We start from the raw sequence: 22790 nt of genomic DNA on the forward strand, positions 1-22790 counted from the left end.
GATGTGGACGCCTGAACTCTCCCTCGCCCTTGCCCTTGCCATTCCGGCGATCGGCGGTGTCTTTGTGGCGCTGCTGGGCTCGCGCCCCAATCTGCGTGAAGCCGCGACCCTGATCGCGGCGGTGCTGCTGGCCTTCAATGTCGCCTATCTGGTGGAGGTGGCGCAAAGCGAGCCGACCCTGAACCTGGCGACGCTCGCACCCGGCCTGCACCTGGTCTTCAAGCTGGAACCGCTCGGCGCCGTCTTTGCCGCCGTGGCCTCGGGCCTGTGGATCGTCAATTCGCTGTATTCGATCGGCTATATGCGCGGCAATAACGAGAAGAACCAGACCCGTTTCTATGTCTGTTTCTGCATTGCCATCGCCGGTGCCATGGGCGTTGCCCTGTCCGGCAATCTGCTGACCATGTTCCTCTTCTACGAGGTCCTGACCCTGTCGACCTATCCGCTGGTCACGCACAAGGGAGATGCCAAGGCCAAGCGGGGCGGGGCGATCTATCTCTCCATCCTGCTGGGGACCTCGATCGGTCTGCTTCTGCCGGCGGTCATCGCCACGCATTTCCTGGCCGGTTCGACCGACTTCATCGCCGGCGGTCTGCTTGCGCTCAACGAGGTTACCCCAGCGATCGCCAGCATCCTGCTCGTGCTGTTCGCCTTCGGGATCGGCAAGGCGGCGCTGATGCCGGTTCATCCCTGGCTGCCCAATGCCATGGTCGCGCCGACCCCGGTCTCGGCCCTGCTGCACGCCGTGGCCGTCGTAAAGGCCGGCGTCTTCGCCATGCTCAAGGTCGGCACCTATATCTTCGGGCCGGCCCTGATCGCGATCACTCCGGCTGCCGATGCGCTGGCCTGGATTGCCGGTATCTCCATTGTGCTGGCCTCCGTGGTCGCCATGACCAAGGATAATCTCAAGGCGCGACTGGCTTTCTCGACGGTCTCCCAGCTTTCCTATGTGACGCTGGGCGTGATGCTCGGCTCGCCGCTGGCCATGCTGGGCGGGGCGCTGCAGATCGTCATGCACGCCTGGGGCAAGATCACGCTCTTCATGAGCGCCGGCGCCATCTATACCGCGACCGGCAAGACCGAGATCTCGCAGATGGATGGTCTGGGCCGTTACATGCCCTGGCTGTTCGGCGCCTATACGATCGGTGCCCTGTCGATCATCGGTCTGCCGCCGCTGGGCGGATCCTGGCCGAAACTCTTCCTGCTCCAGGGGGCCTGGGACAGCGGGCAGGGCTGGCTGATGGTGGCGCTGATCGCCTCCTCCATCCTCAATGTTGCCTATCTCCTGCCGCTCTCGGCGCGGGGTTTCTTCTCGCCGCCCGAACAGGCGCAATTGAAGCGGCAACCGCCCATGATGGTCATCCTGCCGCCGGTTATCACGGCGCTGGGCGTGATCGTGCTCTTCTTCCTCATCGGACCGCTGCGCGATTATCTCGAACCGGTCTTTATGTCGTCGACCCTTGCTGCGGAGGCCACACAGTGAGCGATCCCAACGGCAAACATGATGAACTCATCCACCCGGCCGCCCGACCCTTCCTGTGGCTCGACGCGCCCTGGCTGAAATCCTCGATGATCTGGATCTTCCTGGTGGCGACACTGGGACTTGTGGCCGTCGATTTCGTCCATCACCGCCATGAATATGTCGAGCTGGCCGAGTTCTACGGCTTCTATGCGATGTGGGGCTTCGGCGCCTTTGTGCTCGCCGTGATGATCGGCTGGTGGGTGATCCGCGGCCTTCTGGGCCGGCAGGAGGATTACTGGGACGGCGACAATACCGACGAGGAGGGTCAGTCATGATCGAAGCCCTCTACGACGTGTCCCCGGCCTGGCCGGTCATCATTGCCGGCCTCCTGGCAGCGGCGTTCCCGATGCATTATGTGCGCAAGGGGCTCGCCCTGATTGCGCCGGTCCTGGCTGTCTTCCTCTGGTTCAACGCCCCGTCCGGTGACCATCTCGGCGGGATAATCGAACTGGGTGGCTTCACGCTGGAAACCTTCCGCTTTGACGGCCTGTCGCGGATCTGGGGCCTGATCTTCATTATCGCGGCCTTCATCAACGCGCTCTACGGCCTGCATGAGAAGGACCGGATCGCCGATGCGTCCGGACTGATCTATGCCGGTGCCGGCCTCGGTGCCGTCTTTGCCGGCGACCTGCTTTCGCTCTTCTTCTTCTGGGAGCTGACGGCGATCTCCTCGGTCTTCCTGATCTGGGGCGCGCGCAACCAGGCTGCCTACAAGGCCGGCCTGCGCTATCTGGCCATCCATGTCCTGTCCGGCGTGCTCCTGCTCACCGGTGCGGTGATCCGGGCCAGCGAGACCGGCAGCTGGGCCTTTGACGAGAGCCTGTCCATCGAGACGCTGGGCGGCTTCCTGATCTTCATCGCCTTCGGCATCAAATGTGCCTTCCCCTTCCTGCACAACTGGCTGCAGGACGCTTATCCCAAGGCGACCATTACCGGCGCGGTCGTGCTGTCGGCTTTCACCACCAAGCTGGCGGTGTATGCGCTGGCGCGTGGCTATGCCGGGACCGAGCAGCTGATCTGGATCGGGGCCGTGATGACGGCCTTCCCGGTCTTCTTCGCCGTGGTCGAGAATGATCTGCGCAAGGTCCTGTCCTATTCGCTGAACAACCAGCTCGGCTTCATGGTCGTGGGCATCGGTGTCGGCACCGAGCTGGCGATCAATGGCGCCGCCGCGCACGCCTTCGTCCACATCATCTACAAGGCGCTCTTGTTCATGAGCATGGGCGCGGTGCTGCTGCGTGTGGGGACGGTGAAGGCGTCGGAATTGGGGGGCCTGTTCAAGTCGATGCCGGCGACCACAATCTTCTGCCTGATCGGGGCAGCCTCGATCTCGGCCTTCCCGCTCTTCTCCGGCTTCGTTGCCAAGGCACTGACCCTGGCCGCCGTGGCCCAGGAAGGCCATTGGGTTGTGTGGCTGGTCCTGGTCTTCGCCTCGGCTGGTGTCCTGGAGCACTCGGGCATCAAGATCCCGTATTTCGCCTTCTTCAGTCATGACCGTGGCCATCGCGTCCGCGAGGCTCCGGTCAACATGCTGATGGCGATGGGGATCGCGGCGCTGATCTGTATCTATGTCGGGATCAATTATGGTGTGCTCTACGAGCTTGTGCCCTTCCCGGAGGCGGCGCTGTATTACCAGCCCTATACCTTCGACCATATCGTCGGGCAGATGCAGCTCTTGCTGGGGGCGATGTTCGCCTTTGCCTTCCTGGTGCGCATGAAATGGTATCCGGACGAGAAGCGCGGCGTGAATCTGGACACGGACTGGATCTATCGCCGCTTCCTGGCCGATACGCTCACCTGGGGCCATGCCATGTTCGGCCGTCTCTGGGCCTCGATCACCAATCTGGTGAGCGGTGTGAAGAGCCGGACGGGTGGAAAACTCTTTGAGGTTTTCAGTCCTATTGGTGCCCTGAGCCGGGATATCCCCAGTGGATTGCTGGCGATCTGGACCAGTGCACTCTTGGCCATCGTCCTGCTGATCGCCTATCTCTCTCCATAAGTCTCAAGGGCTTGTGACGGATTGGAGGGCGCAACCCGCAAAGGTTGCGCCCTCTTTATTTGCAACACAAATAGGAATATTATCCCCACCTGGGTGTAGCCATCTTAGCATCACGTCGGTCGCGGCCATCGGGGCGCCGCGGAAAAACGGGAGTGCACGGATGAGCCGTATCATGTGCAAACTGGAAGAGGATGTCGCTCGTGCGCGTCTGGCCCAGAGCGCCGTCGCCTATGCTTTTGGTGTGTCGCAACGCGAACTCGAAGCGCCAACCCGACGCTCGCGGGAAGCCGCGCTGGCGCGTCAGGCGGCGATGTATCTCGCCCATGTCGCCTTCGAGCTGTCGCTGAGCCGGGTCGCGCTTGCCTTCGGTCGGGACCGATCGACCGCCGCCCATGCCTGTCACCGCATCGAGGACCGCCGCGATGACAGTGCCTTTGACGATTATATGGACGCCCTGGAGGCATCGTTGCGAACCGCGCCACGCCTCAGCGGGCTGCAGCGTCTGGCGGGCCTGGAGCGTCTGACATGAGTGCGCCGCGCTGGATGCGGGCGCTGGCAAGGCCCGACGCCCGGCTTGCGCCGCCCGGTGATGTCGAGGCCCGCGCTGTCGTGCTGCCCGACGGGGATCGGCGTCGCCGCCCCACCGCCCGGATCTCCGCCGCCCGCTATGAAGAAGCGATGCAGTGCCGCTGGCTGGCGCGGCGCGAGAATGGCCTGGTCCTGTCTGCCGACGGGCAGGCGGCGCTGATGGCCGGGACCCGCGGTGAGGAGCCTGATCCCGCCGACCGCCATCGCGAGATGGAGGCTCGGCCGGTCATGGGGCGGGACGGGCAGGTGCGGACCGCGAAAGCCAATCGCCGCGAGGGCCCGCTCGGTCCGTGGCTCGACGGGCTCTTGCCCCATCAGCGCCAGGCCGGCGAACGCTTCCTCGCCGACTATCACGCCTCCACCCTGATGAGCCCGGTCACCCGCAACTGGTCGCCCACCGCCCAACGTCGCAGCGAGGGCCATCGCAAGGGCCCCGAGGACGCAGCCGTGAGCGCCATCGCCGCCAAGGAGCGCATCATGGAGGCCCAGGACAAGCTCGGCCCGGCCTTCGCAAGGGTGATTGACGCCGCCCTGGTGCGCGAGGAAAGCGCCGCCGCGCTGGAGCGCCGCTTCGGCTGGGCGGCGAGGTCGGGCCGGACGGTGCTGGGTTTGGCGCTGACGCGGCTGGCCGAGATCTATCGGCTGGTTTGAGGGGACGGCGATCTCACCAAACCCTGTCACCCCCGCCGGATGGCCTGCGAACGCCGGCCGCAGAGCGGGGACCGATAGGCTCGACCACCCAGCTCCGTGATCTTCGCCCGGCTCAGGGACGGCCGGGCGTCAGGGATGACACGGGGCAGGGCCCCTAAATCTCCGCCGCTTCCCCGCGTATTCGGCCGATCATCGAGGCCAGGCCGTTCGAGCGTTGCGGCGAGAGGTGTTCGGACAGGCCGATGCGGGCCAAGACGTCGCGGGCGTCCACGGAGAGGATTTCCTTGCCCGTACGGCCGGAATAGAGGCGAACCAGGAGCGCGGCGAGACCCCGCACGATATGGGCGTCGCTATCGGCCCGGAAGGTGAGGGTGTCGCCATCCTTGCCGGTGACCAGCCAGACCTGGCTCACACAGCCCTTGACCTTGTTGGCGTCGGTGCGCTCGGTCTCCGGCATGTCGGGCAGGGCTTTTCCCATGTCGATGAGATAGCGATAGCGCTGTTCCCAATCGTCCAGGAAGTCGAACTCGTCGACGAGGTCGTCGATCTCGGTTTGGATGTCTTGTGCCGTCATGTCAGCGCGGAGGTAGTGCGCGCGACGCGGCGTGGCAAGCCGCCAATGCGGTTTGCGGTCAGTTGTTCAGGGGCTGCCGGCGTTTGATCAGGACTTGGCGCGGGCCGGTGCGGGCGCAGGGCTGGCCGAGCGGGAGCCGGTCTGATTGTCCCGGTGGTCCTCGATCGCATCACCGATCCGGGTCATGGCCATCTCTCCGAGGAAGCTGCCAAGGCGCGCTGCTTCTTCTCCGGCTTCACAGATCACTTCGTTTTCGGCGCACCATTCGGAGACCTTGCCGGATGCATCGATCCGGGTCTCAGCCGTATTGAAAGGCAGGTCCATAGCTTCGCCCGCAAAATCCTGCGGGACGAAGAAACTGACCACTGCCAACCAAAACGCGGCACGCAGCAAAAACATCATGTTCGACCTCATTGGTGACCGAAACCGGGTGTACCGGTCTCAATGCAGGATTGAGGCTAGGAAAAATTATCAGCAATAGCTAGCGAATGCGCGCCTTACTGGAAATGGTGTGCAAATTCGGCGCGCCGTTTTTGTGTAAAATTGTCAGCAAATTCGATCTTGTCTCTGATCGGCACACGTTTCGTTAAGAAATTGCCGGATTCGGGCAATTGAAACGATCAAATTTGACTCAATTCGCACTGCTCGCGAGACAGCGACTGACGTCCATGAGGGCATGTTCTGCGATACAGAAACTGTCCTCATACATGAAATGGCCGGCGGCCACGCATTGCTGGAGGTCCAGGCGGACCCAGGCCAGGCATCGCTCGACCACAGGATCGGCGAGCAGGGCCTCGACCAGTTCATCGGTGCGGGCCGGATCATTATTGCCCAGCGACTGCAGCGCCGCGACCGAGAGGATGCGGCCGATACGGTCGCGATCCGGGTCCGGTGCCGCTTCGCCGACGGTCAGGGAGAGTTGTGGCGCGACGGAGGGCGCAGTCGTTGGCGGCGCATCGTAGTGATCGAACAGGGCCGAGGCGGGCAGACCGTTGTCCAGCCCATTGGCGAGCGTCATCATGACCTCGTCGGACAGATTGATCGGGTCGCGTCCCATGACCGACAATTCTGCCAGCCGGTCAGTACGGTCACCATGGCTGCGATTGGCCCAGCGTTCACCCTGAAGTTCATAGGCGGCGGCGCGATAGCGTTGGGAGACTTCCAGGATTTCGGCATTGTCACGGGCCAGGGCCTCGACGACCGAGTCCTGGGCGTCCTCCGAGGAGGCAAAGCTGGTGGCATAGGTCGGATCATAGATCAGACCCGTCATGGCCGCTTCCGGGCCGTAATAGTCGGCCAGCTCGCGGACCTCGTCGATATAGTCGGGATGACGCGCAGCGATGATGGCGGCGTAGGCAATCCAGGCGCGGACCAGGCGTTCCTCGCCATAGAAGGCGGTGAGCCGGTTCATGGCCTCATCGAGATCTGCGCCGGAGCCGATCGGCGCGGAGTGGAGGTCCGAGATGACCCCGTGATAGGCCGCATATTCGCCGGCCGAGCGCTCGATCAGCGTGGGGTCAGCGGCAGGCTGGTCCAGTTGCAGGACCGGCCCGGCAGACGGTTGTGCCGAGGCCGATTGATCCTGCCCCCCATCCTGCAGTGCCAGACTCATGCTCATGCTCAGCGCGCCCGTGGCGAGGAGAGTCGTCAACATTACGCAATGCTCCTTTGAACCCACCTCATACTGCCTTGGCTGCGGCCTGTGTCCAAGGGGGATAGGCGGATGAATTATCACGACGCTTACCGGATGGGATGCGTAAACGGACAAAGTTTAAGATTCAGCATTTGTTAACGTCGAAGGCGAAGATTCCGATCAGCAATAAAAGCGAGTCGTATCGATTCGATATGAAGCCGAAATCGCCTGCCATAACAGCCTGGTTCGCACGCCAAGGCGGGACGCTCGTCAACCTTCTCTGGCTTGGCACGCTGGCGGCTGCCTTGCCGCGACTCTGGCCAATCCTTGACGGAACGTCGCTGGAAAAGGCCCTGCTGGTCGCGGCGGTCGCTGCACCGGCCCTGATTTCCTTTCTGCTCATCCCGCGCATGGAGCGGGCCTTCGAGCGCTTTTTGCTGGCGCTGGTTTGGACCGGCTTTGCGGTCGGTGTCACCCTGACCGGTGGCGGTGTCACCGGGATTGGCGTCCTGGCCTTCCTGCTCGCGCCTGCCATGGCCGCGGCTTGCGGTGAGCGCGACGGGGTGATCAAGGCCGCTGCCCAGTCCGGTCTCGCGGCGCTGGTCGTCGTTGCCCTGCATCTGACAGGATTCATTGCGCCGGCTCCGATGGCGGTCGAGCTGCATCTGCCTTTTGTTCTGGGCTGCGTCCTCACCCTGTCGACGGGTTTCGCCTTTGGCGCCCTGCGCGCGGTTCACGATGCCGACAAGGCCCGCGCCGAAGCCGAGCGTGGCCGTGTCCGGGCCAAGGCGTTTGATGCCTCGCCCGTGCCGCTGGTTGCCTGCGATGCCGACGGTCACATCCTCGCAGCCTCGAAGGGGGTGCGCGATCTTTCACCCGGCCTGCCGCGCGACCTGTCCGGTCTGCCGCTCGCGGATCTGGGTTTTGATGAGGAAGACCGTGTCCAGCTCGCCGCATCGGGGCGCCGTGCCGCCATGCGTGATGTCGAGGGCCAGCTCGTGGTTCGCGGCGCGCGTGGTCGCAGCGAGGATGTGCTGATCACCACGCGCCCCATTCATGGTGGTTCGGTCATCGCCCTGGCCAAGGATAGCGGTCCGGCGCTGGAAGCCGCGCTGACCCAGGCGCGCCATGATCGCGATGCTGCCGAGGAAGAGGCCCGCGCCAAGAGCCAGTTCCTGGCCTCGGTCAGCCATGAGCTTCGGACGCCGCTGAACGCCATCATCGGTTTTTCCGACGTCATGAAGGCGCGCCTGTTCGGGCCGCTGCCGGCGCGCTACGCCGAATACGCCGACCTGATCCATGAGAGCGGCCAGCACCTGATGGAGTTGATCGGCGACGTGCTCGACATGTCCAAGATCGAGGCGGACCGCTACGAGCTGGTCCGCGAGACCTTCGATATCGGTGAAGTGATCAACCTGTCCGCCAAGATGATGCGACTGCAGGCCGAAGAGGCCGGCATCAATCTCAAGGTCAAGCGTCATGACGGCCCGCTGCTGGTCGATGGTGACCGCAAGGCCCTGCGTCAGATCCTGCTCAACCTCCTGTCCAACGCGGTCAAGTTCACGCCGGATGGCGGCGCGATCGTGGTCATGGCCCGTGCCACCGGGGGTCAGCTTGTGTTGGCTGTCGGCGATAGCGGTGTCGGGATTGATCCGGAAGACACGAGCCGTCTCGGTCAGCCCTATCAGCAGGCCGCCAATGCGCGTGACATCGAAAAGCGCGGCACCGGCCTCGGCCTGTCGCTGGTCCGCGCCCTGTCGGAATTGCATGGCGGCACGATGAATATCGCCAGCCGCAAGGGCGAGGGCACGACGGTGACGATCTCCCTGCCCATCCTCGCCGAGACCGCGGCCGAGATCGAGTCCCACCCGGGCCTCGATGTCCGCCAGCAAATCCAGCGCGCCCAGGAAGTCGGCCAGGACATGACGACCGCGAAGGCGGATGTGGCCTAGGGGCTGAGTCTCGCGACTCATTGCTATTTCAAACAAATCAACCGTCATCCCCCGGCTTGTCCGGGGGACCTCAGCCACTCCGTCGACAGGGAAGCAGAGGTCCCCCGGATCGCTGCTGCGCATCGACCGTGGGATGACGGTCGGAAAAATGGGCGCGGAGCGCGCCGATTGCCCAAGCTGCACCCACACAAACCCTTGTCATCCCAGCCGGACGTCCATCAGGGATGACAAGGAGATCGACGTCAGCCCTTCGGCTTGCGCTTCAGCGTCGCGCCTTTTTCGAAGGGCTTGGCGCCATCCTTCTTGAAGCCGGGCTTCTTGCCGGCCGGCTTGTCATAGCCGCCGGCCTTCTTCTTGAAACCACCGGCTGCCGGCTTGCGCTTGCGGGCCCAGGAGCTGTCCTCGCCCTTGTCGGGGCGGGCATTGGGATTGGTCAGATCGCCGGCGGGGCGCGCCTTGGCAGCGGGACGGTCGTCGCTGGACGAGGACGGCTTGTCAGCACGCGGACGGCGCGGCTTGTCGTCCTTTTTCCAATCAGACTTGTCGGCCCGGGGCTTTTTCTCCCAGGGCTTGTCATCGCCCGTCAGAGGCGTGTCGGCGCGGTCCTGGTGCGGTTTCGGCTTGCCCTTGAAGGGGCGGTCGCCATCGGCTTTCTTGCCATAGGGTTTCTTGTCGCCGTAGGGCTTCTTGTCGCCGTAAGGTTTCTTGTCGCCGTAGGGTTTCTTGTCCCCGTAGGGCTTCTTCTCATACGGTTTTTTCTCGTAGCGCGGCGTGTCGCCACCGGCCTCGTCGCTGGCGCGCTGATCGTGCGGCTTGCGGTCCTCATAGGCGCGCGGCGCGCTGTCATCGCGATTGCGCTTGATCGGATACCCGTCGCTATCGGTCTCGCGATGGCGGCCTTTATCGCGGTGACGCATTTTCGGGGTGCGGGCATCGGTCGGGCCGTCATTGGGACCGGCGCGTTGCAGCTCGGACCCGTCATCGGGTGAGACACGGATATTGTTCTCGCCGCCACCATTCTCGGCCAGGGCCTTGGTGAAGCGCTCGGCATGCTCGGCATCGATCTCGAACCGCGTTTCGGTTTCGCCAATCTGGATGGCGCCGATCTCGCGCTTGGTCACATGTCCAAGGCGGCAGATCAGGGGCAGCAGCCAGCGCGGCTCGGCCTTGGCCTTGCGACCGGCAGACAGGCGATACCAGACACTGGCCTTGAAATTCTCGCGCGGTTTACGCTCGGGACGGTCATTCTGCGCCGCCGGGCCGGACAGAAGGTCCTCGGCCGAGGGCAGGGTCGCCATGCGGGCGCGCAGGAAAGCGGCGGCCAGCTGCTCGGCGGTAAACTTCTCGAGCAGGGCGTCGGTGTCGACCTTCATCGCCTCATCGACTGCCTCGGTGAGGATCGGGTCGGCCATCAGGCGTTCGCGGTCGCGGGCGCGGACATCATCCGAGCTCGGCGCTTCGGCCCATTCGGCCTGCAGCTTGGCATCGCGCAGAAGGCGGTTGGCGCGGCCGCGGCGGGTGTGCGGGACAATGATCGCGCAGACGCCCTTGGCACCGGCCCGGCCGGTCCGGCCCGAGCGGTGCAAAAGGACGTCGGAATTGGTCGGCAGGTCGGCGTGGATGACCAGTTCCAGACCTGGCAGGTCGATACCGCGGGCGGCGACATCGGTCGCCACACAGACGCGGGCGCGGCCATCGCGCAGGGCCTGCAGGGCGTGGGTGCGCTCTTTCTGGGTCAGCTCGCCGGACAGGGCGACCGCTGCAAAACCGCGATTGCCGAAACGGGCCGACAACCGGTTCACCGCTTCGCGGGTGGCGCAGAAGATGATGGCGCGCTCGGCGTCGTAATAGCGCAGCACATTGATGATCGCATTCTCGCGATCGGACGGGGCGACCGACAGGGCGCGGTATTCGATATCGGCGTGCTGGCCGCGCTCGGAGACCGTCGAAATGCGCAGGGCATCCTTCTGGAAACGGCGGGCAATGTCAGCGATGGCGCGGGGCACGGTGGCCGAGAAGAGCAGGGTGCGACGGCTCGCAGGCGCCGCGTCGAGAATATATTCAAGGTCTTCGCGGAAGCCGAAATCGAGCATCTCGTCGGCTTCGTCGAGAACCACGGCCTTGAGCTGTGACATGTCCAGCGCGCCGCGTTCGATATGGTCGCGCAGACGGCCCGGCGTGCCGACCACGATATGGCAGCCACGCTCCAGCGCCTTGCGCTCGGCTCGCGGATCCATGCCGCCGACACAGGAGGCGATCTGACCGCGCGCCTCGCCATACAGCCAGGCCAGCTCGCGCTGGACCTGAAGCGCCAGCTCGCGCGTCGGCGCAACGATCAGGGCCATCGGCAGGTCGGGCCGGTTGAACTGGTCGTCATCGCCCAGCAGGGTCGGCGCCAGGGCCATGCCGAAGGCGGCGGTCTTGCCCGAGCCGGTCTGGGCCGAGACCAGCAGGTCGCGCCCGTCGGCCTCTTCCGCGATCACGGCGGACTGGACTTCGGTGAGGGCAGAATAGCCCTTTTTCTCAAGCGCAGCGGCAAGCGCCGGCGCAATGCGGGGATTCAAGGTCATATAAAGCTGTTTCCAGTGCCAAGTGCCGGCCACACCCATCAGCGGCCGGGTTCCATCGTCGTCCCGGTAAGGGCGCCGATAGGGCGACTGGCCGGAATAATCAGGGCTTTAGCACGAGGTAGGTCGAAAAGGCCAATCGCGCGTCAGCAGGACGGGCATGCAGATGTGGGGGTGAGGTTATGCGGGGGCTACCGCTCGGAACGAATCTTTTCCATGGCGGCATAGGATTCTGACCAGGCAGACGGTTCCGAGTATCGGGATCGGTACTCGCGAGCTTCGTCATCCGAAAGACGCTGATACCAGACAAAAAACTTCGAAACATAGCTGGGCACTTCGCCTCGATCATGAGTGTCAAAGTGCGTTCTTGGTCGATAATCCGGATATTTGATCCAAGGTGGTTCCATTGCTTCCGCGCCGAGAATTGCCAGGTCCCTGTCATTGATCGCGCCCGCGGCGCACAGACCGCCATATACCGCTTGCCGGGAGTTCGCCGTATCCGGTTCTTCAGGTCAAGGGCCTGACGGGCCGCTGCGCGGTTACACCCTTGACCTGAAGAACCGGATACGGCCCGCTGGCTGACAAGTGATTTATGGATGGATCTGCGTCAGGCGCGTTGGGACACCGTCTGCCAGCAAGACCTGTCCTCATTCCCACCGTCATCCCCCTGTCGTGGCGGAGCCGCGATCCGGGGGACCTCAGCGCTTGGGGCGCGCGGTGAAGTGGTGAGGTCGGGGTCAGCACTGCGAACCTGGTAGCCGAGGCCCGCCTCAACCCCGCCCTACCTTTTATCCGCCTGCAGGATCAGCTTGCGATAGTCATTCAGATCGCCGTCATAGCGGTTCGCGCGGCCATTCTTGACCAGCCAGAGCTGGTCGGCGGTGCCTTCGGCGAGATAGACGTCGTGGGTGATCAGGACGACGGCGCCGTTATAGTCATTGAGGGCGTAGATCAGGGCTTCGCGGCTGTCGATATCGAGATGCGAGGTCGGTTCGTCGAGGATCAGGATATGCGGTTTGTCCAGGGACATCAGGCCCAGCAGGAGCCGGACTTTCTCGCCACCTGAGAGTTTCTCGATATTGGTCTCGACCTTCTCATGCGGAAAGCCCATCGCGGCGGATACCGCCCGGCAGCGCGACGGGGGCGTGCCTTCGGGCAGGGCGTCGCGGACATGGTCGAGCACGGTCTCGCCGGGATGGAGCTCATCCATCTGGTCCTGGGAGAAATAGCCGATGCGCAGGGAGCGGGCAGCGGTCCGTTCGCCGGCCATGAGCGGCAGTCGCCGGGCGATGGATTTGACCAGTGTGGTCTTGCCCTGGCCATTGGCGCCGACAATGGCGATGCGGTCATCGGGATCGAGGCGCAGATCAACCTTGTCCAGAATTCTCGCGTCTTCGCCATAGCCGACCGACGCATCGCGCAATTGCAGCAGCGGGGCGGCGAGCTTGTCGGTCGAGGTGGGGAAGGAAAACGGTGTTGTCCGCTCGGCCAGGGGGATGCTGATTTCCTGCATCTTCTGCAGCCGTTTCACGCGTGACTGGGCCTGGCTGGCCTTGGAGGCCTTGGCCCCGAACCGGTCGACGAAGGATTGCAGATGGGCGCGGTCGGCTTCCTGTTTGGCGCGCTGGCTTTCCAGCAGCGCCGTCTTGGCGGCGCGCAGTTTCAGCCAGGCGTCATAGCCGCCCGGCGAGATCGACAATTGCTTGTGCTCCAGCGCCAGGGTGTGGGTGACGCAACGGTTCAGCATCTCGCGGTCGTGCGAGACGATCAGCACGGTGTGGGGATAGCGCTTGAGATAGGTTTCCAGCCAGGCCGCGCCCTCGAGGTCGAGATAATTGGTCGGCTCGTCGAGCAGGAGGAGGTCGGGCTCTGAAAACAAGACACCGGCAATGGCGGCGCGCATGCGCCAGCCACCGGAAAACTCGCGTGTCGGACGCGACAGGTCGGCATCGGAAAATCCCAGACCCATCAGGACTTCCGCGGCGCGCGCTTCGGCCGACCAGGCATCAATATCGGCCAGGCGCTCGAAGATTGCGGCGATCCGGTCGGGGTCGGTCGCGGTTTCCGATTCCTGCATCAGGGCATGACGCTCGGCATCGGTGGCCAGCACGACGTCGAGAATGGTCATGTCGGAGGGCTGAACCTCCTGGGCGACCCAGCCCATGCGGGCCCCGCGTTGCAGCCGGATCGGCGAATCCGAAGACGGCTGGTCGATCTCTTCGCGGATCAGCTTCAAGAGGGTCGACTTGCCGGTGCCATTGCGGCCGACAAGGCCGACTTTCCAGCCGCCGGAAATCTGGGCCGAGGCATTCTCGAACAAGGACCGTTCGCCGATGCGATAGTCGAGATTGGAAATCGTAAGCATCGTGTCGGCCGTACTTTCACTGCGCGGGCGGGAAGGGTGGTGGCAGAGCCAAATGGCCAACGCCAGACGAGCGCGTGCCGGACATCAGGTCCGGCTTCTTGGCGCGGTCATACCCGCTGCAGTGCAACATGCCCAGTGCCGGATGCGGCGCGCGGGCGTTGACTGGGGATTTACGGGGCTGTCGGCTCGGGCGCGGAGGTGCTCGAGAGGTCGCGTTGGTCGCCGCCGAGCAGGAAGGCCAGCGCCGCAGCGAAGTCACCGATCTCGATGTAATGGCTGGCAATGATGCGACCGTGGCGGTCCATCAAGTCGATACGGGCGGCCTCACGTGGATCGCGGGCGGCGAGGGCGTCGGCGGCGCTCATGGGAAAGTCGAACACGGTCGCGCCGCCTTCGGTACCGGCCAGCGTGGCAGCAGCCGAGCCCGTGTCCCGGCCCCGGGCCCAGATACGGGTCTCGGCAAATCGCGGCGGGGTCCAGCGCGCCCATGCGGCATTGGTCGGACCGGTATAGGCGCCGCCCATCGTGGCATCATAAAGTGTCGGCTGACGGTCCATGTCGCGCAGGACCAGAATGGCCGAGGTCGCGTCGGGCTGACCGGCCAGGGCAAAGCTCAGCTGGCGGCGATCATCGCGCGTGCTGACGCCAATCGTGAAATCGCCCTGGTCCTGTCTGATCGACCAGACTGCCATGTCGGGCATGACATTCCGGCTCGCCGTCCAGGTGAAATGGCTGCCGGGGAAGTCCATTGCCGGAATTCGGACCCAGCCGATATAGGCACTGATCACGCGATGCTGGAGGTCGGCGACCGCCGTGTCGGCGCAGGAAATTCCGGCGGCCTGACGGTGCAGGTCGGCGGTATAGTCCTCCAGTGACTGGCGGCTGATGCCTTCGCGCAGGAGCAGGCCGCGGGCCTGGAGGCGACCCGCCTCCAGCGCATTGCGCTGACCGGCGGTAAACAGGTGGCAGCGATCATCGACCGCAAGGGCGAGCTGGCGCTCGCCGAAAATGCCGACGGCGACATCATCGGCCAGGGCTGAAGCCCCGACACCGGTCAGGCCGAGGGCCAGTCCGAGGGTGATGGCTTTGATGAAGGCGCGCATGACAGATCCCGCTTGCATGGGGAGATGTCTAGCAGGCGTGGTTTGATGCGGCGTGAAGAAGGGTGGTTAATTCTCTGCAAATTCAAACACTAGGATTGCGCAGATACCCTTTTGCGACGACCGAAGAAGCCACGCAGCAAGAGCAGGAAAGCCGCACCGAAAAGCAGGAAGGCGGCATCGCGCGTGTGATCGAGGGCAAATTCCCGGGCGCGCTCGGACAGGGTTGGTGCGACCACCGCATAATCGAGCGCCGTGACACCGCGCGCACTCCAGACCGCGGCGCGACCTTCAAGGGCCATCCACAAATCCGAGCGGGCGAGCGAGCGTCCGGCGGCCTCGAATGAGGCGATGTCCGGCGCGGTCAGCGTGGCGATCCAGCGGCTCTGATTGGCCTGGTCGCGGAAGAGCGAGGCGACCCCAATCCCGACTTCCGTGCCGGCTTCGACATCACCGGCATCGGCATAGGCTGCCGCAGCGAGGCGCATCAGGCCGCGCTGGCCGCGCGACCGTTCGGCCGCGCGCAGGGCGGCACGAAGCTCGGCCGGGGCATTGTGGTCGATGGCCGGGATCTCGGTCGAACCCGGGCCGATGACGAGGAGATTGTGATTGGCCGGAGCGGTGTCGTCGGCATCGCCATACCAGGCATAGAGCCAGGCTTCGCCACTGATCAGGGCGGCGCGGGCGAGCACCGAGAGGGCTCCATGACGATCGGCGTCAAAACGGGTCGAGAACTGGACCGCGGTGCGCGAGCCCTGGTCCGCCGAGAAGGGCAGGCCGCTATCGGCAAAGGTCCGCAGATCGGCATTGGCGTGCAGGGTGCGGGCATCGCGTATCTGGCGGGTGCCCAGACGTGTGGCGGTCATGGCATCGGCAGCGAGGAAGCTGCGCTGATAACCGGCAAAGGAGCGGGCGGCCATCAGGCGTGCGGCCGCGGTGGCCTCGTCCAGATTGCGACCGGTGATGACGAGGTGCGGGACGCCGTCATTGTGGAAGGCGATCTCGGGGCCATTGGACTGGTCGCCGGACCGCAGGGCCGCACGGTCCTCGGGAGCCAGGCGCGCATTGTCGGCGATGCGCACGACAAGGTCGGCCTCGTCGGCATTGGCGGTGAAAAGCGGGACCTGGCCGGCGCGAAGGGCGAGGCCCTGGGCAACCAGCGCTTCCAGCGTCACACGTTCGCGGCTGGCATCGGTCAGGAGGGCGATGCGGCGCGGGGCGGCGTAATGGGCACCGAGGGCTGCTTCCAGATCGCCCAGCGTGTCGATCGCGGCGACCGGTTCGAGGGTCAGGCGCATTTGCGAGCGCCGGGCATCGACGATCCAGCCGGCAGCCGGGGTATCCGTGGTGTAGGCAATTTCGAGCGTGTTATCGCCGGCACGGAAGTCATCGGAGAACAGCGCGAAGCGCGCTTCCATGGCCCGGGCCTGCGGACGGATGGTGATGGCTTCACCGCCATTGACCGAGACATGGATCAGTCCGGCGGTGCTGTCGCTGGCCGGGCGGGCGGCGAGGCGGAGCCAGGCTTGCGTTGTATTGACATGCGGCGGCAGGGCGAAATGAATCTCGGCCCGTTCGCGCGTTGTGGAGAGGATGAAGGCGTTGGATCCGCCATCGAGGTCAGCGAGGCTGCGCTCTTCCGTATTGACCGGAATCGCGTCAACTGCGGCAGCTGTCGGCGTGTCCTGTGCCCAGACGGCAAAACTGCCGGACGCGACGATGGCCAAAGCGGCGACCGCAGACGACAATACTCTTACAAACATGAAACGCTCCCTCACCCCATTTACAGATTATTAAGCAATTGGGCGGCCAGCAAACGAAATGAGCGCTCTGAAATCGAAATTCTGGCTGGATGCCTTGATACGCAGGGCTGAATCGGCTTTTGCCTCGGCCTATGTGATTCGCCGGGGAGACGAAGATGCGGGCGCAATACTCGTGAAAGTGGTATCGGGACCGCAACTGGCACACCTCTATGTGCCGTCCCGGGACGATCAGGGTGAACGCATCTGGACCCGCCGCTCGGAGACCGATGAGGCGAGCCTGGATGCCTATTGCCACAAACGGGCCGGCCAGGATCCGGATATCTGGATTGTCGAGATCGACGACCGGCAGGGCCGGCACTTCCTCACCGAGCCGGTAGATATTCTTTAACCGGCCCGGGTTAGAATGGACAGTGTTCAAATTGCTCTCAGTCCTTCGGGTTCGCCATGTTGTTTTTGTTCAACGATGTCGTTTTCGATCTGGGTGATCTGAACGGGGTTCTGCGCTCCGGCCAAATCCCGCTCACGCTCGAGCAGATCGAGACTTTGACCGCCGCACAGCTGAACGGGCTGGTGCGTGAAGCGATTTTTGCCGATCCGAATATCGCCCAGACCAGGCCGGACCATGTCCGCCATCTGGTGGCCCTGATCAGCTTCGTCGCACCCGGTGCCAACGCCCTGCTGGCCGTTCGTCCCGAGGGTGCAGAAGTGCCGGCCGAAGTCGGTTTGCGCTATGCCAATGTCATGCTCACCACGCTGGCCTCGCTGTGGAAGGACCAGCAGCTGGGCTATCTGACGCCAGGGCAGATCAATGACCAGGTCTGGCTCGCCGCGTGAGGTGACTTGCGCGCGGGGGCGGTAACAGGGTAACCGGACGCCCTGCATCACCTGTGAGCCCATCATGACGACCCCGACTTCGAACGCTCCGGCCCCGACTTCGAAAGCTCCGGAATGGGCGCGCCGCCGCTCTTTCGCGATCATCTCCCATCCCGATGCCGGTAAAACCACGCTGACCGAGACACTTCTGCTGTCTGCCGGCGCCATTCGACTCGCCGGTCAGGTCCGGGCGCGCGGCGAGAGCCGCCGCACCCAGTCGGACTGGATGAAGATCGAGCAGGAGCGCGGTATTTCCGTGTCCGCCTCGGTGATGACCTTTGAGCACCGGGCCCTTCTCTTCAACCTGCTCGACACGCCGGGCCACGAGGACTTTTCCGAGGACACCTATCGCACGCTCACTGCGGCCGACAGCGCCATCATGGTGCTCGATGCGGCCAAGGGCGTGGAGCCACGGACGCTGAAACTGGTCGAGGTCTGCCGCCTGCGCGACATTCCCATCGTCACCTTCATCAACAAGATGGACCGCGAAGCGCTGGACCCGGTCGACCTGCTGGAAGACATCCAGGACAAGCTCGCGCTCGACACCGTACCGATGCAATGGCCGTCCGGTTCGGGCAATCGCTTCAAGGGCGTGCTCGACCTCAAGACGAAGAATGTCGTCGGGTATCAAAAGCCTGGCGATGATCGCGATGACACCGCCGCCAGCCCGCGCTGGGCGCTCGACGGCAATGAAGTCCGCGAGCATCTCTCCGAGGAGGAGGTCGCGGAACTGGAAGAAGGCGCCGAAGTTGCTGCCGAGCTCTGCCCGGCCTTCAAGATGCAGAGTTTTCTGGAAGGTCACATGACCCCGGTCTTCTTCGGCTCGGCCCTGCGGGGATTCGGCGTGCGCGAATTGCTGGACGGGCTGGCCGACATCATACCGGGACCGGCGGCGATGGCCGCGATCAAGAATGGCCAGAATGTCGAGCTCGAGCCGGGCGGCAAGGAAGTCGCCGGTTTCGTTTTCAAGGTGCAGGCCAATATGGACCCCAATCACCGCGACCGGGTCGCCTTCGTGCGCCTGTGTTCCGGCGTGTTCAAACGGGGCATGAAGCTGAAGACCGAGGCGGGCAAGCAGCTCACCGTGTCCTCGCCCATCCTGTTTTTTGCCCAGGACCGGGAGATTGCCGATGAGGCCTTCGCCGGGGATGTGATGGGTGTGCCCAATCACGGGACCTTGCGGGTGGGGGACAGCCTGTCGGAGACGGGCAAGCTGCGTTTCTCCGGCATTCCCAATTTCGCCCCGGAAATCCTGCGCCGCGCCCGCCTGGCCGATCCGCTGAAGGCCAAGCATCTGAAGAAAGCGCTGGAAAGCCTGGCCGAAGAAGGGGTGACCCAGCTCTTCCGGCCAACCCTCGGTGGTGATTTCATCGTCGGGGCTGTTGGTGCGCTGCAGATCGATGTGATGCGTGAGCGCGTCGCCGCGGAATACGGGCTCGAGGTCGATTTCGAACCGGCCCCCTATGACACGGCCCGCTGGGTGACCGGCGCGCGTGACAAGATCGAGGCCTTCGCCGACCGGCACAAATCCGCCATGGCCGAGGATATCAATGGGGATCCGGTCTTTCTCGCCAAATCGGCCTGGGAAGTGTCCTATTCGGAAGAGAAATTCCCCGACCTCACCTTCCACCGCGCCAAGGAGCGTTCGGCATGAGCAGTGCGGCAGAGGCCGGCGACAGCCTGATGGCCCAGCTTCAGGATTTGTGGGCCATCGCAATTGACGTCTGGAACACGTCTTTTCTTGGCATCAATGTCGGTCAGGGCCTGTTCGCGCTTCTGATTGTCCTGGTCGGAATTATCGCACGCGGCATGATCGCGCGCTGGCTGATCGGCGCTCTCAAGCGTCTTGCCCTGCGCACCGAGACCACATTCGACGATGCCGTGGTCGACGCAGTCGCCGGTCCGATGAAGCTGGTCCCGGTGATCATCTCGCTCTTTTTTGCCCTCAATGTCCTGCAGATCGGAGCCGAGGGTGCCGTTCGCGGCCATCAATTCGTCCAGTCCCTGGTCGTGATCGCGCTCTTCTGGGCCCTGCATAATGCTGTCGGCCCGCTGGCGCATGCCCTGAAGGGGCTGCGCAATGCGTTGACGCCGGTGATGATTGACTGGCTGACCAAGGCGCTGCGCATCGTTTTCATCATTGTCGGCGCCGCCGCCGTCCTGCAGGTCTGGGACATCCCCGTCGCCGGTATCGTCGCCGGTCTCGGCCTGTTCGGTGTGGCCATCGGCCTGGGCGCCCAGGACCTGTTCAAGAATCTCATCGCCGGCATTCTCATCCTGACCGAGAAGCGTTTTCTGCCCGGCGATTGGGTCAAGGTGGACGGGATCGTCGAGGGCACGGTCGAGGAGATCAATTTCCGCTCCACCGTGGTGCGCCGGTTCGACAAGGGGCCGGTCTATGTCCCGAACTCAAAACTCTCGGACAATGCGGTGACCAATTTTTCCCGCATGACCCATCGCCGCACCTACTGGATCATTGGCGTGCGTTACGATGCGACGGCGGATCAGCTGCGGGAAATCCGCGACAAGGTGCTCGGCTATGTCCAGTCGCATCCGGAATACGCCCAGGCGCCGGAAGTCTCGACCTTCATGCGGGTCGACAGTTTCGGCCCGTCCTCGATCGACTTCATGCTGTATTGCTTCACCAGGACCACCAATTGGGGTGAATGGCTGCGCCTGAAGGAGGATCTCGCCTTCTTCATCAAGGAAACGGTCGAAAATGCCGGCACCGAATTCGCCTTCCCATCGACCAGTGTCTATGTGGAAAGCGGCGCCGAGGTCTTCACCCCGCCAGGCGATGATGGCGCGAAGGCTGTACTGGCGAATGAGGCCGGCAAGGGCTGACCGGGACGCAAGTCCGGGACCTCGCTGGCGGCGACCACATAGGTTTCCGCCCTGCACAGGTTTCCGCCCTGCGTCCCGCCTGCGCGGGACATCCGGCAGGGATGACAGGGGAAGGGGGCGGCTCACCCCTTCGGCAAAAGTCCTGCGTCGCGCCGCAAGGCCTGCGCCGCACCGGCATTGAGCTGCCAGTCGAGATCCGTGGCGACATCCGGCACTGCGCCCCAGGCCGTCAGGAAGGCGGATCGGGCGGCCTGCAATTGTTGATGCAGGATCTGGCAGGCCAGGTCATCCGGATCGAGCCCCTCGGCCCGGGCCCAGCTGGCGGCATTGCCCGCGGCTTCCAGCTCATCAAAGCCGCGCCCGATCAGGACCAGTGCCAGGCGGGCATCGTGGGTGCCCAGATCGCCGTACTCGTCAAACACGGTGATGCGCAGGGGCGGCAGGGTCTCACTGTGGACGAGAATGTCGACCGCATCGCCCTCCAGCACCGCAAACTCGGACGGCAAAACCTCCAGCCGAACGCCTGTCCGGGCGAGCCAGGTTTCAAGCTCGCCAATGGCGCGGGTTGCAATCTCAGGGTCGACGGCCTTGGGCATGCCGAAAGACTGGCATGACCGTGTCGAACAGGGAAGCGCGCGTACCGGGCCGGGCCTTTGCGCATTCCGGCGCTTGGTCGACTGTATCAAAACACATGTAGCTATATGAGGTGAGGCTGTGACAGGCTTGAAAATCCGCGCGATCGGCAATTCGCAAGGCGTTGTACTGCCGCGGGCCCTGCTGGATCGGTACAAGCTGAGGGCGGGTGACGTGCTTCATGTGACCGAGGCGCCGGACGGGTCGATGCGGCTCACCCCGTATGACCCTGCCTTCTCGGAACAGCTCGAAGCGGCAGAGGAAGGCATGGTGGCCTATCGCAATGCCTTGCGTGAACTGGCCAAATGAGTGCCCCCAAATGTTTGTCTCCAGCCGTCGTCAGGGCTGTGCACGACATTCAGATTTCCGAGCATGGCGGTGCGGCGGGTGTGAGAGATGCCGAGCGTCTCGACAGTTCGTTCGTTCGCCCATCACAGGCCCATGATTACGGGCTGACGGATCGGCATGCCCTGGCCGCCGGCGAGTCTTCCGAAGTCGATTATGCTGACGGGCTGAGGTCGCGAACGCGGCCAATCTCGGACAGCTAGGCCCTAGGCCGCCATGTCCCGGCGCATGCGCCAGAAGCGCATGGCGCGTGCGGCGTCGTCTTCGGAGATGCGCTCATACAGCTTGCCGAGCTCACGGGCATCGCGGAAGGCGTCTTCACTGCTGTGGTGCCGCAAAACCGCAAGGGTCACGAAAAGCGCCTTGTCGAAGCCAGCCGATTTGCAGATCAGGGCCAGCGGATCAATGCTGTCCTGTTCGATCGCGCGTTTCGCGGCGGTGTAGTCGACCCCGGTCATCTCGGCAAATCCGACATGACATTTTACATGCTCGCCTTCGCGAAGGAGGCGGGCCAGCAGGCCGCCATCGAGTTTCTTGCGCATCGCCATCGTACGGATGAATTTGCGCGCTTCCCCGATCTGCTTGTCGTCCTGGATACGGGCTGCCAGGCGGGCTTTCGAGACCGCCATGGCCTGGTCGATAATGGCCGGGTCGACGCTGTCGAAGCGTTCCATGATCTGGTCACGCAAATGGTTGCGCACGGTCAGCATCATGTCGGCGAGAATGTCGTTGGGCGTGTCGGTCCGCTTGACCAGCGGGCCTTGCAGGACTGCGGAGTTTTCCGCCCGTTCGGAGACAGTCTCGAAGGCTTCCCGGGAGATCTGCGCACCTTCATTCGAGATCAGCGTGGCGACGGTCTCGTCATCGCCGCGGCGGACAATCGTGTCGGACAGGCGCTCGGAGACTTCTTCGCGCCTGGACATGGCCTTGAGGTGGTCCTGACCGCCTTCTTCGGCGATGACCACCAGCTCGTCTTCGGACAGGACCGAGGATTGGGACAACATCGGGCCGGCGACCTGGATCGCGTCCCGGGCCAGTTGCAGGACCAGGCCGCGCGGCGCCAGCGGTGTGTCGGCAAAGCGGTGGGACAATTCCTCCCGCGCATCCACGGCGGTCTGCTCGGCCAGGGCGGAGAGGACTTCGTCAAACCGTCCGGAGACGGCGCTGTCGCGCTCCGGTGTTTCCTCGAAGAAGAGATCGGTCACCTCGCGCAACAGGGATCGCCGGCGATCACTCGATTTCTCGCGCGCCAGTTCGACCAGATTGTTGAGCTTGCTGATGACAGCCATGACCCACTCCAAGCGATGGTGAGACAGCAATCTGCCCGCCCCGGGTAAAAAAACTGTACGAGCGATGTTTCAAATTGTTCGCGAGTAGCGAT

Annotated in this window: 21 protein-coding genes; 12 read left to right on the forward strand and 9 right to left on the reverse strand. The window is 64.0% G+C overall.

What is annotated here, in order from left to right:
• The first annotated feature begins 1 nt into the window (after position 1).
• The 5 genes from JXQ94_RS03790 (at position 2) to JXQ94_RS03810 (ending at position 4760) form a co-directional block, all read left to right on the forward strand.
• Entirely contained in the window at positions 2-1483 is a 1482-nt protein-coding gene (locus tag JXQ94_RS03790) for a proton-conducting transporter membrane subunit (protein ID WP_421922475.1), read from the forward strand.
• Positions 1480-1797 (forward strand): hypothetical protein, encoded by a 318-nt coding sequence (locus JXQ94_RS03795; protein WP_421922476.1) that lies wholly within the window; start codon positions 1480-1482, stop codon positions 1795-1797. The genes JXQ94_RS03790 and JXQ94_RS03795 overlap by 4 nt, the downstream gene beginning before the upstream one ends.
• Positions 1794-3521: a Na(+)/H(+) antiporter subunit D gene (locus JXQ94_RS03800; protein WP_421922477.1), complete on the forward strand. Its 1728-nt coding sequence runs from the start codon at positions 1794-1796 to the stop codon at positions 3519-3521. Before JXQ94_RS03795 ends, JXQ94_RS03800 begins: the two co-directional genes overlap by 4 nt.
• Positions 3522-3681: 160 nt before the next feature.
• On the forward strand, positions 3682-4050 hold the full coding sequence (locus JXQ94_RS03805) for a helix-turn-helix domain-containing protein (protein ID WP_421922478.1): 369 nt from the start codon (positions 3682-3684) through the stop codon (positions 4048-4050).
• The gene (locus JXQ94_RS03810) at positions 4047-4760 is read left to right on the forward strand and encodes a DUF6456 domain-containing protein (RefSeq protein WP_421922479.1); all 714 of its coding nucleotides are present in this window, start codon (positions 4047-4049) and stop codon (positions 4758-4760) included. The genes JXQ94_RS03805 and JXQ94_RS03810 overlap by 4 nt, the downstream gene beginning before the upstream one ends.
• A 154-nt stretch (positions 4761-4914) precedes the next feature.
• Here the strand turns inward: JXQ94_RS03810 and JXQ94_RS03815 are convergent, their stop codons facing one another.
• The 3 genes from JXQ94_RS03815 to JXQ94_RS03825 all read right to left on the reverse strand — a co-directional run bounded on the left by JXQ94_RS03815 (position 4915) and on the right by JXQ94_RS03825 (position 6988).
• On the reverse strand, positions 4915-5334 hold the full coding sequence (locus tag JXQ94_RS03815) for a SufE family protein (RefSeq protein WP_421922480.1): 420 nt from the start codon (positions 5332-5334) through the stop codon (positions 4915-4917).
• 87 nt (positions 5335-5421) lie between these two features.
• Positions 5422-5736 (reverse strand): hypothetical protein, encoded by a 315-nt coding sequence (locus JXQ94_RS03820; protein ID WP_421922481.1) that lies wholly within the window; start codon positions 5734-5736, stop codon positions 5422-5424.
• 229 nt (positions 5737-5965) lie between these two features.
• On the reverse strand, positions 5966-6988 hold the full coding sequence (locus tag JXQ94_RS03825; protein WP_421922482.1) for a hypothetical protein: 1023 nt from the start codon (positions 6986-6988) through the stop codon (positions 5966-5968).
• A 191-nt stretch (positions 6989-7179) separates the two neighbouring features.
• Here JXQ94_RS03825 and JXQ94_RS03830 point away from each other — a divergent pair, with 191 nt between their 5' ends.
• The gene (locus JXQ94_RS03830) at positions 7180-8919 is read left to right on the forward strand and encodes an ATP-binding protein (protein WP_421922483.1); all 1740 of its coding nucleotides are present in this window, start codon (positions 7180-7182) and stop codon (positions 8917-8919) included.
• A gap of 242 nt (positions 8920-9161) precedes the next feature.
• On the opposite strand, the gene JXQ94_RS03835 is transcribed toward JXQ94_RS03830, so the two are convergent.
• From JXQ94_RS03835 to JXQ94_RS03850, 4 genes are all read right to left on the reverse strand, one after another.
• Complete coding sequence (locus JXQ94_RS03835) at positions 9162-11489, reverse strand: DEAD/DEAH box helicase (protein WP_421922484.1); 2328 nt, start codon at positions 11487-11489, stop codon at positions 9162-9164.
• A 778-nt stretch (positions 11490-12267) separates the two neighbouring features.
• Positions 12268-13851 carry an ABC-F family ATP-binding cassette domain-containing protein gene (locus tag JXQ94_RS03840; RefSeq protein ID WP_421922485.1) on the reverse strand — a complete coding sequence of 528 codons (1584 nt, stop codon included), beginning with the start codon at positions 13849-13851 and terminating at the stop codon, positions 12268-12270.
• Between the two features lie 170 nt (positions 13852-14021).
• Positions 14022-14954 (reverse strand): hypothetical protein, encoded by a 933-nt coding sequence (locus JXQ94_RS03845; protein WP_421922486.1) that lies wholly within the window; start codon positions 14952-14954, stop codon positions 14022-14024.
• An 89-nt stretch (positions 14955-15043) separates the two neighbouring features.
• Positions 15044-16714: a cellulose biosynthesis cyclic di-GMP-binding regulatory protein BcsB gene (locus JXQ94_RS03850; RefSeq protein ID WP_421922487.1), complete on the reverse strand. Its 1671-nt coding sequence runs from the start codon at positions 16712-16714 to the stop codon at positions 15044-15046.
• A gap of 58 nt (positions 16715-16772) precedes the next feature.
• On the opposite strand from JXQ94_RS03850, the gene JXQ94_RS03855 reads away from it, so the two are divergent.
• The 4 genes from JXQ94_RS03855 (at position 16773) to JXQ94_RS03870 (ending at position 20431) form a co-directional block, all read left to right on the forward strand.
• On the forward strand, positions 16773-17102 hold the full coding sequence (locus JXQ94_RS03855) for a DUF1491 family protein (RefSeq protein WP_421922488.1): 330 nt from the start codon (positions 16773-16775) through the stop codon (positions 17100-17102).
• Between the two features lie 56 nt (positions 17103-17158).
• Positions 17159-17548 (forward strand): hypothetical protein, encoded by a 390-nt coding sequence (locus JXQ94_RS03860; RefSeq protein ID WP_421922489.1) that lies wholly within the window; start codon positions 17159-17161, stop codon positions 17546-17548.
• A 64-nt stretch (positions 17549-17612) separates the two neighbouring features.
• Positions 17613-19241, forward strand: a complete 1629-nt coding sequence (locus JXQ94_RS03865) for a peptide chain release factor 3 (protein ID WP_421922490.1) — start codon at positions 17613-17615, stop codon at positions 19239-19241.
• Positions 19238-20431: a mechanosensitive ion channel family protein gene (locus JXQ94_RS03870; protein ID WP_421922491.1), complete on the forward strand. Its 1194-nt coding sequence runs from the start codon at positions 19238-19240 to the stop codon at positions 20429-20431. The genes JXQ94_RS03865 and JXQ94_RS03870 overlap by 4 nt, the downstream gene beginning before the upstream one ends.
• A 122-nt stretch (positions 20432-20553) precedes the next feature.
• Here JXQ94_RS03870 and JXQ94_RS03875 read toward each other — a convergent pair whose 3' ends face one another.
• Positions 20554-21027 (reverse strand): hypothetical protein, encoded by a 474-nt coding sequence (locus tag JXQ94_RS03875; protein ID WP_421922492.1) that lies wholly within the window; start codon positions 21025-21027, stop codon positions 20554-20556.
• A gap of 118 nt (positions 21028-21145) precedes the next feature.
• Between JXQ94_RS03875 and JXQ94_RS03880 the strand changes: the two genes are divergently transcribed.
• On the forward strand, positions 21146-21373 hold the full coding sequence (locus tag JXQ94_RS03880) for an AbrB/MazE/SpoVT family DNA-binding domain-containing protein (RefSeq protein ID WP_421922493.1): 228 nt from the start codon (positions 21146-21148) through the stop codon (positions 21371-21373).
• Positions 21370-21612, forward strand: coding sequence for a hypothetical protein (locus JXQ94_RS03885; protein ID WP_421922494.1), 243 nt, complete (start codon positions 21370-21372; stop codon positions 21610-21612). Before JXQ94_RS03880 ends, JXQ94_RS03885 begins: the two co-directional genes overlap by 4 nt.
• Before the next feature lie 3 nt (positions 21613-21615).
• Here the strand turns inward: JXQ94_RS03885 and JXQ94_RS03890 are convergent, their stop codons facing one another.
• The gene (locus JXQ94_RS03890; protein WP_421922495.1) at positions 21616-22698 is read right to left on the reverse strand and encodes a DUF2336 domain-containing protein; all 1083 of its coding nucleotides are present in this window, start codon (positions 22696-22698) and stop codon (positions 21616-21618) included.
• Positions 22699-22790: the final 92 nt, after the last annotated feature.

The organism is Maricaulis maris, assembly GCF_049116555.1.
Classification (GTDB): domain Bacteria; phylum Pseudomonadota; class Alphaproteobacteria; order Caulobacterales; family Maricaulaceae; genus Maricaulis; species Maricaulis maris_C.